Here is a 13564-nt window from a genome sequence, read left to right on the forward strand (position 1 = left end):
TCAGGTGGAATGGCGTTCGACGCTCACGGTGCGGCCGCCCGCCCGGTTGAGCACGGTGAAGGCGCCCTTGTCCAGCTCTGCCTCGGCTCCGCCGCGGTCCTGGCGGTCCGCGGCGGCGACCCCCAGCAGATCGCGCAGCACCTTGCCGTGGCTGCACACGACCACGCCTGAGCCGTCAGCCGGGCGGTCCACCGTGTCGAGGATCGCGCGCACCAGCCGGTCGGCCTCGCGCGCGTCGAAGCCGCCCTCGGAGATGGACCTCTCCTCGCGCACGTCCAGGCCGTGCGCCCGCGCGTACGGCTCCAGCATCGTGACGCAGCGCAGGCTCGGCGAGCTCACGAGCGTGGCCGGGCGGTAGGCGGCCAGCACGTCGGCCAGGGCCTGCGCCTGCGCCCGCCCGTGCTCGTCGAGCGGGCGGAGGTCGTCGTCGCCCTCCCATTCCTGCCGCGACCCGGCCAGGCCGTGCCGTACGAAGATCAGGGGCGTCGTGGCGAGCGGCAGGGCGGTCAGGGCGCGGAGCAGGCCCGCGTCCCATTCGTAGGTCAGCAGGCGCCTCGCCTCCGCGACGGGGAGCCAGACGAGCTGGTCCACCTCGTCCGGGGTGGCGATCTCCGTGGAGGTGCCGAGGGCGCGCGCCGCCCAGTAGTCCACCCGCTTGAGGCGGCCGTCCTTCAGGTAGTGGACCGGAGGAAGGGGTCGGCCGAACACGACGTCGAGCCCGGTCTCCTCGGCCACCTCGCGCAGGGCTCCCGCGATGACGTGCTCGCCGGGCTTGAGCTTCCCCTTGGGAAAACTCCAGTCGTCGTACCGGGGGCGGTGGACGACGGCCACCTCGGGGTCGGTCTCGTCGCCGCGCCACACCACGGCTCCGGCCGCGCGGATCAGGTCGGTGGGCCTAACCTCGGGCTCGATCATGATGATGCCTCAGTCCAGGTTGCCGGAGTCGTCGTCGACGGTCCGCCAGCGGCGGCTGGCGATCAGGTGGTGCTGGAGGTCGATCTCGCCGCGGTGGCGCAGCCACTTGCCGTCCGAGTTGAGCGTCCAGGCGGTCGTGCCGTCGCTCATGGCCAGGTCGAGCAGGTCGGACAGGTAGGCCCGGTGTTGCGGGCTGGTCACCTTCACCAGGGCCTCGACGCGCCGGTCGAGGTTGCGGCGCATGAGGTCGGCGCTCCCGATCCACATCTCCGGGCGCCGGCCACCGCCGAACTCGAACACGCGCGAGTGCTCCAGGAAGCGTCCCAGGATGCTCCTCACCCGAATCGTCTCCGACAAACCAGGAACACCAGGACGCAGAGTGCAGATGCCGCGAACCCAGAGGTCCACCGGCACGCCCGCGCGGGAGGCCCGGTAGAGCGCGTCGATGAGCGGTTCGTCGACCAGTGCATTGGTCTTGATCCTGATGCGTGCCGGGCGGCCCTTGCGGTGGTGGTCGATCTCGCGCTCGATCCGGGTCAGCAGGCCCGGCCGCAGCGAGTGTGGCGCCACCAGCAGGCGGCGGTACTCCGACTGGTTGGAGTAGCCGGTGAGGTTGATGAACAGGTCCGTGACGTCCTCGCCGACCTGGGGGTCGGCGGTGAGCAGGCCGAAGTCCTCGTACTGCCTGGCCGTCTTCGGGTTGTAGTTGCCCGTCCCGATGTGGCAGTAGGTTCGCAGCTCGCCGCCCGCCTCCTGCCTGACCACCAGGGCCAGCTTCGAGTGGGTCTTGAGGCCGAGCACGCCGTAGACGACGTGGCAGCCGGCCTTCTCCAGCTTGCGCGCCCAGGAGATGTTGGCGTGCTCGTCGAACCTCGCCTTGATCTCCACCACGACGACGACCTGCTTGCCCGCCTCGGCGGCGTCGATCAGGGCGTCTACGATGGGCGAGTCGCCGCTGGTCCGGTAGAGCGTCTGCTTGATCGCGAGCACGTCCGGGTCGGCCGCCGCCTGCTCGACGAACCGCTGCACGCTGGTGGAGAACGAGTCGTACGGGTGGTGCAGCAGGATGTCGCGCTCGCGCAGCTTGGCGAACAGGTCGTCGTCGGAGCTGACGGCCTCGCCGGGCACGAACCTGCGGTATCGCAGCTCGCTGCGGTCGAGGTCGGCGATGGCGTGCAGGCCGGTCAGGTCGAGCGGGCCGCTCAGGCGGTAGATCTCGTGCTCGGCGACGCCCAGCTCGTCGACCAGGAGATCCAGCACCTCGCGGGTGATGGTGTCCTCGACCTCCAGCCGTACCGGCGGGCCGAACCTGCGGCGCAGGAGCTCGCGTTCGAGGGCCTGCATGAGGTTCTCGGTGACGTCCTCGTCGACCTCGAGGTCCTCGTTCCTGGTCACCCGGAAGACGTGGTGCTGGACGATCTCCATGCCCTTGAAGAGCTCGCCCAGGTGGGCGGCGATGACGTCCTCCATCGGGACGAACCGGTTCGGCGAGGCGGTCACGAACCTCGGCAACTGCGAGGGCACCTTCACCCGGGCGAAGACCGTGTGGCCGTCGGCCGGATTGCGGACCGTGACGGCCAGGTTGAGCGAGAGGCCCGAGATGTACGGGAAGGGGTGGGCGGGGTCCACCGCGAGCGGAGTGAGCACCGGCCGGATGCGCTCACGGAACAGCTTGCGTAACGCCGTACGCTCGTCTTTGCCCAGGTCGTCCCAGCGGACGATCTCGATGCCCTCGGCGGCGAGTTGCGGGGTGACGACGTCGTGGAAGATGGCCGCGTGCCGGCGGGCGAGCTCGTCGGCGATCGCCCCCATCCGCGCCAGTTCCTCGCTCGGCTTCAGTCCGCTCTTGGTGCGCAGGAGCAGGCCGGTCGCCATCCGGCGCTTGAGGCCGGCCACCCGCACCCGGAAGAACTCGTCGAGGTTGCTGGCGAAGATGGCGAGGAAGCGAACCCGTTCGAGCAGGGGGATCGCCGGGTCCTCCGTCAGCTCCAGCACACGCTCGTTGAACTGGAGCCAGCTCTCCTCCCGGTTGAGGAAGCGGTCCTGAGGCAACGGGGTGTCCTCGGGAAGGTTGACATCCTTGGATTCTGGGACGGAAGAGAAGTCGGCGGACATATGACAAAATATGCCCCAATTTGTTGAACGGTACGTTAACTAGGCCGCAACGAAACCGTCAGGGCATCCTGTCGGCCCCGGATCCCGCCTGATTTCTCGGGGTCGTCTCACCCGCGCGCGCCGCGACCTCGCTGGCCCGGGCCGCCGCCTCGCTCGCTCGCGCGGCCGCCTCGGTCGCCCGCGCCGCGGCCTTGGCCTCGATCACGCGCTGCCGTTCCTTCTCCCGTTCCTCGCGCTCCCGCTGCCTCTCCAGCTCCTTGAGCTCGCGCTCGTCCCGCTCCCGCTGCTTCTCCTGCTCTTTCTGCTCGCGTTCCCGGGCGCGTTCCTGCTCTTTTTGCTCGCGTTCGCGTTGCTTTTCCTGCTCGCGCTGGGCCTTCTGGAGCTCCTTCTGCTCGCGTTCCCGGGCGCGTTCCTGCTCTTTTTGCTCGCGTTCGCGTTGCTTCTCCTGCTCGCGCTGGGCCTTCTGGAGTTCCTTCTGCTCGCGTTCGCGTTGCTTCTCCTGCTCCTTGAGCTCGCCCGGACGGCGCAGATCGGCGCCCGCGGCGAGGACCAGGCCGCGGGAGGCCACGGTGAGACCGGGATTCTGCTCCAGGCCCGTGAGACCGTTCCAGGAGAGATTGACGAGGTGGGCGGCCACCTCCTCGCGTCGCGGCTTGCGCTCCTCCAGCCACCACTGGCCGGTCAGCGCGGTCATGCCGACGAGCATCTGCGCATACATGGGGGCGAGCTTGGGGTCGTAGCCCCGATCCCTGAACTCGTCGGCCAGGACGTCCTCCACCTGGCCCGCGATGTCGTTGATCAGGCTCGCGAAGGTGCCCGTGCCCGACGCGGCGTGCGAGTCGCGCACCAGGATCTGGAAGCCCTCGCTGCTCTCCTCGATGTACTGCAGGAGCGCGAGCGCGGCACGCTCGAGCTTCACCCGCGCGTGCGTCGCCGTCAGGGCCTGGGTGACAAGGCTCAGCAGCCGTTGCATCTCGCGGTCGATGACCACCGCATAGATGCCTTCCTTGCCGCCGAAGTGCTCGTAGACAACGGGCTTGGAGACCTTGGCGCTGGCGGCGATCTCCTCGACGGAGGTGCCGTCGAAGCCCTTCTCGGCGAATAGCGCACGGCCGATCTGGATCAACTGCTCGCGTCGCTCCGCGCCGGTCATGCGCTTGCGGGATCGGGAGGACTCGGTCACGGGTTCAATCATGGCCTCTTCGCGCGGCCGGGCCGGATGCCTGGTCGGGTTCCCGGCCGTGCGGGCCGCTCGTGCGGGTCCGGCCGCAGCCGCGTCCGGCTGGATATGGGCACGTACGGCCACCGCGGACCCGTTGATGGGTAACGCGCCGGCCGTACTGGAATGGTCGTCCGAAGTGGGAGAGGGAGAGGAAGAGGTCAGGGCCGCCGGACGAGCGGCGGCCCTGCCGTCCATATGTGGGCCGTCAGGCAAGACGCTTCGCCGCCAGTCGCTCGGTGGTGGGCCAGCGCACGTCGTGGGCCCAGCCGGCCTTCTCGAACAGGCGGATCGTCCCGGCACTCAGGTCGATCTGGCCCTTGAGCGCGCCGTGCCGGGCGCAGGTCGGGTCGGCGTGGTGCAGGTTGTGCCAGGACTCGCCGAAGGACGGGATGGCGAGCCACCACACCTGGCGGGACTTGTCGCGCGCCTCGAACTGCTCGTCGCCGAAGACGTGGCAGATGGAGTTGATCGACCAGGTGACGTGGTGCAGCAGACCGATGCGGACGATCGTGCCCCAGAAGAGCGCGGTGACGACGCCGTGCCACGACCAGGTGAGCAGGCCGCCCAGCACGCCGGGCAGCAGGAGCGAGGTGACCGCCAGAGCGGGGAACCACTTGTGCAGCTTGATGATGTCCGGGTCCTTGGCCAGGTCCGGGGCGTACTTCTGGCGGTTGACCCGCTCCACCTCGAACAGCCAGCCCATGTGCGCGTAGAGCAGGCCCTTGGACAGCGCCCAGACGCCGGTGCCGAAGCGCCAGGGCGAGTGCGGGTCGCCCTCCTTGTCGGAGAACTTGTGGTGCTTGCGGTGGGCGGCGACCCAGTCGAGCACGGACATCTCGAGCGAGAGGCTGCCCGCGATCGCCAGAGCGATCTTCAGAGGGCGCTTCGCCTTGAAGGAACCATGGGTGAAGTACCGGTGGAACCCGACCGTGACTCCCAGGCCGGATACCGCGTAGAAGACGAAGGTGATCGCGATGTCCGTCCAGCCCAGACCCCATCCCCAGGCGAAGGGCACCGCCGCGATGACCGCGAGGATGGGGAGTCCGACGACGATGGCGAAGATGATCAGATCGCCCTTGGACTTGCCTTTGGGCTCGAAGTCCGGCTTGGGCTGCGGTCCGGGCCGTTCGGTCAGGACGGTCATGGGCTACCTCGCGGTCTGGGGAAGTTTCTTGGCTACGCCACCGTAACTTACGCCATCGTAGGTTACGGCCTTCGCCGGTTGAATGTGGGGAAGGTGACGCTCCCACGGGTATCTGGTGGCGAATCCACGTCTTGCCCGCATGGCTCGCCGTCTGCTAAGGCGTGTCGTCCCCACGGCGTGACGCCCCGGCTGACCTGGGTACCGGGGGGTCTGCCCGCAATCTCCAGGCGGGTAACCGGGACGGAGTAGTCGCACGTGGAACCGGTGCGCGGGAAAGATCGGCACGGGGCCGGGGAGGTGATGATCTGCCTCTCGCGTCATGGCGCCAGAGATCCGGCGGGATCTGTATCGTAGGAGGCGGCTTGGCGCCGATACTGTCGGCATTCGCCATGTCCTTCCGGCGTTGGGTAATTGGCAGCCCGCAGGGTTTTGGTCCCTGTTGTCCAGGTTCGAGTCCTGGCGCCGGAGCAAGGATCCTTCCATCGCGGTTGTGGATGGGGCTGGATCGTGTCAGAGGGCCTCCGGGTAAGCTCACCTTGTCGAGCAGGTGACCGTGCGGCGCCGTGATGGTGGCCGTCAGCCGTCCGAAGCCGACCCGTCTCAGTCGTGTCGCCGAGGGAGCCTCAGTCCGTGAGTGTGCCGCGCCCGGCCGCCGTCATCGTCCTCGCCGCCGGCGAGGGCACTCGGATGAAGTCGAACACCCCGAAAGTCCTCCACGAGCTCTGCGGTCTCGCCCTCGTGGATCACATGATCGCCGCCGCCCGCGCGCTCGATCCGGATCAGCTGATCGTGGTGATCGGCCACGCGCGCGAGCGGGTTGAAGCCCATCTCGCCGCCGCGGCGCCCGACGCCCGCACGGTCGTCCAGGACAAGCAGAACGGCACCGGCCATGCCGTACGGACCGCGCTCGAAGCGGTGGGCGCGATCACCGGAACCGTGCTGGTGACCTACGGCGACACGCCGCTGCTGCGCACCGAGACCCTCGCCGCGCTGCTCGCCAGGCATGCCGAGGACGGCAACGCGGTCACCGTCCTCACAGCCGAGGTGCCCGACCCCACCGGATACGGCCGGATCATCCGCGACGAAAGCGGTGCCGTACTCGAGATCGTGGAGGAGAGGGACGCCACCGCCGAGCAGCGGGCCGTCCACGAGATGAACTCCGGCGTCTACGCCTTCGACGGGGCGCTGCTCGCCGACGGCGTCAAGAGAGTCGGCGCGGCCAACGCCCAGGGCGAGGAGTACCTGACCGACGTGCTGGCCATCCTCCGCGAGGACGGGCACCGCGTCGGCGCCTACGTGGCGCCCGACTATGTGGAGGTCGAGGGCGTCAACGACCGCGTGCAGCTCGCCTTCGCCCGCCGCGTGCTCAACGACCGCATCCTCAAAGGCCACATGCGGGCCGGGGTGACCATCATCGATCCCGCCAGCACCTGGATCGACGCCGCGGTCACGCTGGAGCCCGACGCGGTGATCCACCCCGGCACCCAGCTCCACGGGGCCACCAGGATCGGCGCCGGCGCCGAGGTCGGGCCCGCGACGACCTTGACCGACACGGTCGTGGGCGCCGAGGCCGTCGTGCGCAACGCCGTATGCGACAGGTCGGAGATCGGGCCGCAGGCGTCCGTCGGCCCCTTCGCCTATCTGCGTCCCGGCTCGGTGCTCGGGCGCAAGGGCAAGATCGGCACCTTCGTGGAGACGAAGAACACCACCATCGGCGAGGGGTCGAAGGTGCCCCACCTGACCTACGCCGGGGACGCGACCATCGGAACGGGTTCCAACATCGGGGCCGCGTGTGTTTTCGTGAACTACGACGGCGTCAGCAAGCACCACACGGTCGTGGGCGACCACGTCCGGGTGGGCAGCGACAACATGCTCGTCGCTCCGGTGACGATCGGCGACGGCGCCTACACCGCCGCCGGTTCGGTCATCACGGGCGACGTTCCTCCGGGGGCGATGGCCGTCGCCCGGAGCAAGCAGAGGAACATCGAGGGCTGGGTCGTCCGCCGCCGCCCAGGTACGGCGTCGGCCAAGGCCGCCGAGAAGGCGGTCGCCGAGCGGAATCAGGCGAACACCCAGAACGGTACGGAGACGAGCGCGGAGTAGATCGGCTGGACGTCGGTGAGGCGGGGCATCGCCGTACGGTGATGTGCCGGTGCGGCATGACCTGCGCGGCACCGGCAATGAGAACGGCAGCGCCGCATGCCCGTGGACCCGGGCTGGGCGTGGAGGCTGAGATCGCGGCGGCGGCGTGGCGCTTGAGGGCGTTGCGGCGGCGTGGCGTGGCAACGAGGACAACCATGAACAAGGCGCGGCTCCACACCGCGTAACGCCCCAGGGCAGGCCAGGAGGACACCGTGAGTGAGCACGGCGAGCGAGCAGAGCGGCACGGCGGTGTGCCGTGCGTGCGGGACGAGGCGACCCGTGAGGAACCGGCGGGCCATGGGGCTCGGCAGCCGAGGAGTGTGGCATGAGCGGCAAGAAGACGAGTGGCGAGCGGAACCTCATGTTCTTCTCCGGGCGCTCGCATCGCGGGCTCGCCGACGAGGTGGCCACGCATCTCGGCGTCGAGATCACGCCCACCGCGCTGCGTGACTTCGCCAACGGCGAGATCTACGTGCGCTATCTGGAGTCGGTCCGGGGATGCGACGCCTTCGTCATCCAGAGCCACACCGCGCCGATCAATCAGTGGATCATGGAGCAGCTGATCATGGTCGACGCGCTGAAGCGCGCCTCGGCCAAGCGGATCACCGCGATCATGCCCTTCTACGGCTACGCACGGCAGGACAAGAAGGGGCGCGGCCGGGAGCCGATCACCGCCCGGCTGGTCGCGGACATGTTCAAGAAGGCCGGCGCCGACCGCCTGATGTCGATCGACCTGCACACCTCGCAGATCCAGGGCTTCTTCGACGGCCCGGTCGACCACCTTTTCGCGATGCCCGTGCTGATCAACTATCTGAAGGGCAAGCTTGACCCGGCGACGACGACGATCGTCTCGCCCGACACCGGCCGCGTACGGCTGGCCGAACGCTGGTCCGACTCGCTCGGCACGCCGGTGGCCTTCATCCACAAGCGGCGTGACCTCGACGTGGCCAACCAGGTGAAGGTCCACGAGGTGGTCGGAAAGGTCAAGGGCCGCACCTGCGTGCTGATCGACGACATGATCGACACCGGTGGCTCGATCTGCAAGGCGGCCGACGCGCTCTATGAGCACGGGGCGACCGACGTCATCGTGGCGGCGACGCACGCGGTGTTCTCCGACCCCGCCGTCGACCGTCTGAAGAACTCACGGATCTCCGAGGTCGTCGTCACCAACACTCTGCCGATCCCGGTCGAGAAGAGGTTCGACAGCCTGACCGTGATGTCCATCGCCCCGCTGCTCGCCCGCGCGATCACCGAGGTCTTCACCGACGGCTCCGTCACCAGCCTCTTCGAAGGCGACAGCTGACCACCCCACACCTGCGCGTGATCATGCAGAACTTCGCCGGCAGTGCGTGTGAGCTGCGCCAACCCTTGTGCGTGATCATGCAGAACTTCGGCGACGGCCTTGCTGAGCTGGGACGACGCGATTTGTGATCATGCAGAAGTTCGGCGGCATGGGTGTCTGCCTGGGCTTATGGAATTCGTGATCATGCACTTTTCAAGAAGTGCATGATCACGGATCGTGCACGGCCTGCTGAGGTGGTGTTCTCTCGAACTTCTGCATGATCACGAAAGATGTTCGCGCAGCTCAGGCCTTATTCTTCCGAGCTTCTGCATGATCATGGGCAAGGTTTGCGCAGGTTGCGTGCCCTCTTCCCGAACTTCTGCATGATCACGGGGAAAGGGGGGGCGCAAGGGGGATGGGGCATGGCTGCGGGGGGATAGGGTGGTGAAGTTGCGCTCGTAACGCCTTCCGCTAGGGCGGGTGAGGGGGAGCGCATCCAATCGACGAGTCATCCCTAGGAGATGAGCCATGGCTGAGGTTCGCATCGACGCCGAGCTCCGCACGGAGTTCGGCAAGGGCGCCGCCCGCAAGATCCGCCGTAGCGACAAGGTTCCCGCCGTTCTTTACGGACACGGCACCGAGCCCCGCCACCTGACCCTGCCGGGCCACGAGCTCCTGCTCGCGCTCCGCCAGGCCAACGTGCTCATCCACGTCAAGGGCGACGGCGTCGACGAGATCGCGCTGCCCAAGGGCGTTCAGCGTGACCCGATCAAGGGCTTCGTCGAGCACGTCGACCTGCTCCTGGTCAAGCGCGGCGAGAAGGTCACCGTGGACATCCCGGTCACCGTCTCCGGTGACGTGATCGGCGGCGCCATCCTGGACCAGCAGCTCGTCGCGCTGTCGGTGGAGGCCGAGGCGACGCACATCCCGACCGGCGTCGAGGTCGACGTCGACGGCAAGGACGTCGGCTTCGCCGTACACGCGGGCGAGATCGCGCTGCCGAAGGGCGTCACCCTCGCGGGCGACCCGGAGGCGCTCGTTCTCCACGTGATCGCCACGCCGACCGCCGAGCTGCCCGAGGCCGGCGAGGCCGCCGAGGGTGAGGCCGCCGAAGAGGCAGAGGCCGCCCCGGCCGAGTCCGCCGAGTAGGACGAATGTGAGACAGTCCTCCACAGGACCTCCTGTGGGGGACTTCTTCATGTGAGGAGACGCGATGTCGGGGATCGCCGAGATTGGTGATCAGCGATGGCTGCTCGTCGGCCTGGGCAACCCTGGGCCTGAGTATGCGGGGAACCGGCACAACGCCGGCTTCATGGTGCTCGACGAGCTGGCGGCCCGAATGGGCGGGCGTTTCAAGGTGCACAAGTCGCGCGCCGAGGTCGTCGAAGGCCGGCTGGCGGGGGCGCGCGCCATCTTGGCCAAGCCGCTGTCGTACATGAACCTTTCGGGCGGCCCGGTGAAGGCGCTGGCCGACTTCTACAAGGTGGTTCCCGCGAACGTCGTCGTGGTGCACGACGAGTTGGACATCCCGTACGGCGCGCTGCGCGCGAAGCTGGGCGGGGGAGACAACGGGCACAACGGGCTGAAGTCGATCACCAAGTCGCTGGGGACGCGGGACTATCCGCGGATCCGCTTCGGGATCGGCCGGCCGCCCGGCCGGATGGATCCCGCAGCCTTCGTGCTGAAGGACTTCGCCACGGCCGAGCGCAAGGACCTGCCGTTCCTGGTGGACCGGGCGGCCGACATGGTGGAGTCACTGGTCACGACCGGCCTCGAGGCCACCCAGAACCGGTTCCACGCGGGCGATCTCAACCCCGTCAAGCCGCCCCGCTGAGCCGGGCCACAGCATCAGGTTCTGGAAGAGTTCGGCCTGTTCGATCGCGTCGTCCAGGGCGTTGTGGGTGTGCCGGCGCCCGGATCGGACCTCGCGCGGCATCTGCCGCTTCGTGGACCACGCGACGGGCACTCCCGCCTTGGCGGTGTAGAGGGTCTTGATGTCGATGCACCGGGAGTGCCCGAAAGGCGATTCACCGGTGAATCGCAGGAAATACCAGTACGTCCACATCCAGTCGTAGGCCAGCGGAAACGCGGCCATCACCGGCAGGGTGACCCCGCACACCTGGCGCGTCCACGCCGCGGCCGCGGCCATCGCCTCGGCGGGGTCGCGGCCCTCCCGCAGCAGCAGGTCGCGGTCGAGCCCGCTGACCGCCAGCGACTCGGCCACGAAGTCACCGCTGATCGGCTTGAGCTCCGCGTAGAAGGTCGACGACTCGGGGTCGGTCTTCTCGAACCGCCTGCCGGTCATCCTCCCTGCCACCGTCATTCCGATACTGATCATGGAATAGGGCCCCGGAATCGGGCCGTCGGCCTCGATATCGACAGAGATGTACGTTTCGGCTTTCACGAATTCTCCTCTGAGCCGGGCCGTATGGCCGCTAGCATTCCTCACTGTCGGTAACAGCGTCGTTACGTGTCGGCGCGTGAGGAGAGCGTGGAGGCTGCGTGCTGGACGGCGAACTGTCCGTGGTCGCCGCCGGTCGCGCGCGCGTGGCCCCCGCGCATCCGATCCCGCGGGCGCCCCGGTGGGCCCGGAGGTACCGGCTCCATGCGGCGGTCTCCGACATGACGTGCGCCCTTCTGGCCGGAATCGCTGCGGTGTTCCTCAGGTTCGGCGAGGTTACTCCTTATGTGACGCCCTATGTGGTCTTGAGTGGCGCGCTGCCGCCTCTGTGGACCGGCATGCTCGCCCTCAACCGGGCCTACGAGCCCCGGCTGATCGGCGTCGGGTCCGAGGAGTTCCGCAGGATCGCGCAGTGCGGCTTCACTCTCATCGCGGCGGTCGCCATCACCGCCTACGTGACGAAGGCCGATCTGGCCCGCGGATACGTCGTGGTCGCCCTCCCGCTCATGATCGTGCTCACCCTCATCGCCCGGTACGGCTTACGCCGCCGCCTGCACGGCCGTAGACGGCGGGGCGGGGAGTGCATGCGCCTGGTGGTGGCGGTGGGCCATCGCGCCGGCGTCGCCGAACTGATCACGCGGTTCCGCCGCGAGCGCTATCACGGCATGGAGATCGTCGCGGCCTGCCTGCCCGACGAGTCGTCCGGAGAAGTGGAGGACGTGCCCGTCCTGGGCGACTTCACCGACGTCCCCCTCGTCGTGCAGCAGATGGGCGCTGACACCGTGGCCGTGCTCGCCTGCCCCGAGCTGGACGGCACGGCCCTGCGCCGGCTGGCGTGGCGGCTGGAGCGGACCCGGACCGATCTCGTCGTCGCGCCCGCGCTCATGGAGGTCGCGGGCCCGCGGACGGCGATCCGTCCGGTCGCGGGCCTTCCCCTGCTTCATGTGGAGCACCCGGAACTCGCCGGCGTCCGGAAACTGATCAAGAGTGCCTTCGACCGGCTGGTCGCCGCGTTCGCCCTTGTCCTGCTCGCCCCCCTGATGGCGGTGCTCGCGATAGCCGTACGGGTGTCGAGCCCCGGGCCGGTGCTGTTCCGGCAGACGCGGGTCGGCAAGGACGGCGTCGAGTTCACGATCCTGAAGTTCCGGACCATGCGGCAGGCCTCCGAGGCCGAGAAGGTCGAGCTCGTCAACGAGGGGCACGGGCTGCTCTTCAAGATCCGTCAGGACCCGCGCGTGACGCGGCTGGGCGGCAGGCTGAGGCGGCACTCCCTCGACGAGCTGCCCCAGCTGATCAACGTCCTGAGAGGGGACATGTCGCTGGTCGGCCCGCGGCCTCCGCTACCCGAGGAGGTCGCCCGCTACCGCGACGACGTCCGCAGGCGGCTGGTGGTTCGCCCGGGCATGACCGGATTGTGGCAGGTCAACGGCCGGTCTGATCTTTCCTGGGAGGAATCGGTACGGTTGGACCTGCGTTATATCGAAAATTGGTCGCTGATGCTGGATCTTCAGATTCTGTGGAAGACGTGGTCAGCGGTGGCGGGCGGCGCGGGAGCTTACTGAATGACGATTAGAGACGACCACGCCCTCGCGGGAGATCTCGCCTCAGAAGCGGGGGAGCGGCTGCTCGACCTGCGCGCGCGGCAGGGATTCGGCGATCAGCGGGCGTTGAAGGACGCCGGCGACATGATGTCGCACCGCTACCTCATGGACGCGCTTCAGCGGCTGCGGCCCAGCGACAGCGTGCTCTCGGAGGAGGCGACCCGCGAGGAGCGGATGGACCCCCGGCGCCTCAAGGCCGACCGCGTCTGGATCGTCGACCCCCTCGACGGCACCCGCGAGTTCTCCGAGGAGGGCCGGTCCGACTGGGCGGTCCACGTGGCCTTGTGGGAGCGGACGGGAGACGAGGGTGCGTTGACGGCGGGAGCGGTCGCGCTCCCCGCGCAGGGCCGCACCCTGACGACGGCGAAGCCTCCCACCCTCGCCGCCCCCGGTGAGCGGATCAGGATCGCGGTCAGCCGCACCCGTCCGCCCGAGTTCGTGCGGAAGCTCGCCGTCCTCGCCGGGGCCGACCTCGTGCCCATCGGCTCGGCCGGCGCCAAGATCGCGGCCGTCCTCACCGGAGAGGTCGAGGCATACGTCCACGCGGGCGGCCAGTACGAATGGGACTCGGCGGCACCTGTCGCCGTCGCGCTCGCGGCAGGAGCGCACGCCAGCAGAATCGACGGCACGCCGCTGGTCTACAACCAGGAGGACCCGTCCCTGCCGGATATCCTTGTCTGCCTACCGGATCTGGCGCCAATGTTGCTCGCCGGCATCCGTGACCTTCACCGCTAGTTTCCCG

11 protein-coding genes and 1 tRNA gene are annotated in these 13564 nt (G+C 68.6%); 7 read left to right on the forward strand and 5 right to left on the reverse strand.

The annotated features are described in order from the left end of the window. The 4 genes from Pth03_RS06325 to Pth03_RS06340 all read right to left on the reverse strand — a co-directional run bounded on the left by Pth03_RS06325 (position 1) and on the right by Pth03_RS06340 (position 5396). Positions 1 to 915 carry an NUDIX hydrolase gene (locus Pth03_RS06325; protein WP_203943173.1) on the reverse strand — a complete coding sequence of 305 codons (915 nt, stop codon included), beginning with the start codon at positions 913 to 915 and terminating at the stop codon, positions 1 to 3. Positions 916 to 924: 9 nt separating this feature from the next. Next, positions 925 to 3030, reverse strand: coding sequence for an RNA degradosome polyphosphate kinase (locus Pth03_RS06330; protein ID WP_203943174.1), 2106 nt, complete (start codon positions 3028 to 3030; stop codon positions 925 to 927). 58 nt (positions 3031 to 3088) lie between these two features. Continuing rightward, positions 3089 to 4213 (reverse strand): TetR/AcrR family transcriptional regulator, encoded by a 1125-nt coding sequence (locus tag Pth03_RS06335; protein ID WP_239118791.1) that lies wholly within the window; start codon positions 4211 to 4213, stop codon positions 3089 to 3091. A 244-nt stretch (positions 4214 to 4457) separates the two neighbouring features. Then, on the reverse strand, positions 4458 to 5396 hold the full coding sequence (locus Pth03_RS06340; RefSeq protein ID WP_203943175.1) for an acyl-CoA desaturase: 939 nt from the start codon (positions 5394 to 5396) through the stop codon (positions 4458 to 4460). A 396-nt stretch (positions 5397 to 5792) separates the two neighbouring features. Between Pth03_RS06340 and Pth03_RS06345 the strand changes: the two genes are divergently transcribed. From Pth03_RS06345 to pth, 5 genes are all read left to right on the forward strand, one after another. After that, a tRNA-Gln gene (locus Pth03_RS06345) sits at positions 5793 to 5864 on the forward strand. Positions 5865 to 6026: 162 nt separating this feature from the next. Further along, positions 6027 to 7499: a bifunctional UDP-N-acetylglucosamine diphosphorylase/glucosamine-1-phosphate N-acetyltransferase GlmU gene (gene glmU / locus Pth03_RS06350; protein WP_203943176.1), complete on the forward strand. Its 1473-nt coding sequence runs from the start codon at positions 6027 to 6029 to the stop codon at positions 7497 to 7499. Positions 7500 to 7863: 364 nt separating this feature from the next. Continuing rightward, entirely contained in the window at positions 7864 to 8841 is a 978-nt protein-coding gene (locus Pth03_RS06355) for a ribose-phosphate diphosphokinase (protein WP_203943177.1), read from the forward strand. A 507-nt stretch (positions 8842 to 9348) separates the two neighbouring features. After that, positions 9349 to 9969, forward strand: coding sequence for a 50S ribosomal protein L25/general stress protein Ctc (locus Pth03_RS06360; RefSeq protein ID WP_203943178.1), 621 nt, complete (start codon positions 9349 to 9351; stop codon positions 9967 to 9969). A gap of 64 nt (positions 9970 to 10033) precedes the next feature. Then, positions 10034 to 10654, forward strand: a complete 621-nt coding sequence (pth, locus tag Pth03_RS06365) for an aminoacyl-tRNA hydrolase (protein WP_203943179.1) — start codon at positions 10034 to 10036, stop codon at positions 10652 to 10654. On the opposite strand, the gene Pth03_RS06370 is transcribed toward pth, so the two are convergent. Next, positions 10574 to 11224: an exonuclease gene (locus tag Pth03_RS06370; RefSeq protein ID WP_203943180.1), complete on the reverse strand. Its 651-nt coding sequence runs from the start codon at positions 11222 to 11224 to the stop codon at positions 10574 to 10576. The genes pth and Pth03_RS06370 overlap by 81 nt on opposite strands. A 98-nt stretch (positions 11225 to 11322) precedes the next feature. On the opposite strand from Pth03_RS06370, the gene Pth03_RS06375 reads away from it, so the two are divergent. Then, positions 11323 to 12783: a sugar transferase gene (locus Pth03_RS06375; RefSeq protein WP_373318499.1), complete on the forward strand. Its 1461-nt coding sequence runs from the start codon at positions 11323 to 11325 to the stop codon at positions 12781 to 12783. Further along, positions 12784 to 13557, forward strand: a complete 774-nt coding sequence (locus tag Pth03_RS06380; RefSeq protein WP_203943181.1) for a 3'(2'),5'-bisphosphate nucleotidase CysQ — start codon at positions 12784 to 12786, stop codon at positions 13555 to 13557. The last annotated feature ends 7 nt before the right edge of the window (positions 13558 to 13564 follow it).

Origin of the sequence: Planotetraspora thailandica (assembly GCF_016863335.1) — a bacterium.
GTDB classification, from domain to species: Bacteria; Actinomycetota; Actinomycetes; order Streptosporangiales; family Streptosporangiaceae; genus Planotetraspora; species Planotetraspora thailandica.

Bases quoted from the DNA above. Each gene is read 5' to 3' on its own strand.
- Pth03_RS06325 (WP_203943173.1), bottom strand. From the start codon at position 915: ATGATCGAGCCCGAGGTTAGGCCCACCGACCTGATCCGCGCGGCCGGA.
- pth (WP_203943179.1), top strand. From the start codon at position 10,034: ATGTCGGGGATCGCCGAGATTGGTGATCAGCGATGGCTGCTCGTCGGC.
- Pth03_RS06360 (WP_203943178.1), top strand. From the start codon at position 9,349: ATGGCTGAGGTTCGCATCGACGCCGAGCTCCGCACGGAGTTCGGCAAG.
- Pth03_RS06380 (WP_203943181.1), top strand. From the start codon at position 12,784: ATGACGATTAGAGACGACCACGCCCTCGCGGGAGATCTCGCCTCAGAA.
- Pth03_RS06330 (WP_203943174.1), bottom strand. From the start codon at position 3,030: ATGTCCGCCGACTTCTCTTCCGTCCCAGAATCCAAGGATGTCAACCTT.
- Pth03_RS06340 (WP_203943175.1), bottom strand. From the start codon at position 5,396: ATGACCGTCCTGACCGAACGGCCCGGACCGCAGCCCAAGCCGGACTTC.
- Pth03_RS06355 (WP_203943177.1), top strand. From the start codon at position 7,864: ATGAGCGGCAAGAAGACGAGTGGCGAGCGGAACCTCATGTTCTTCTCC.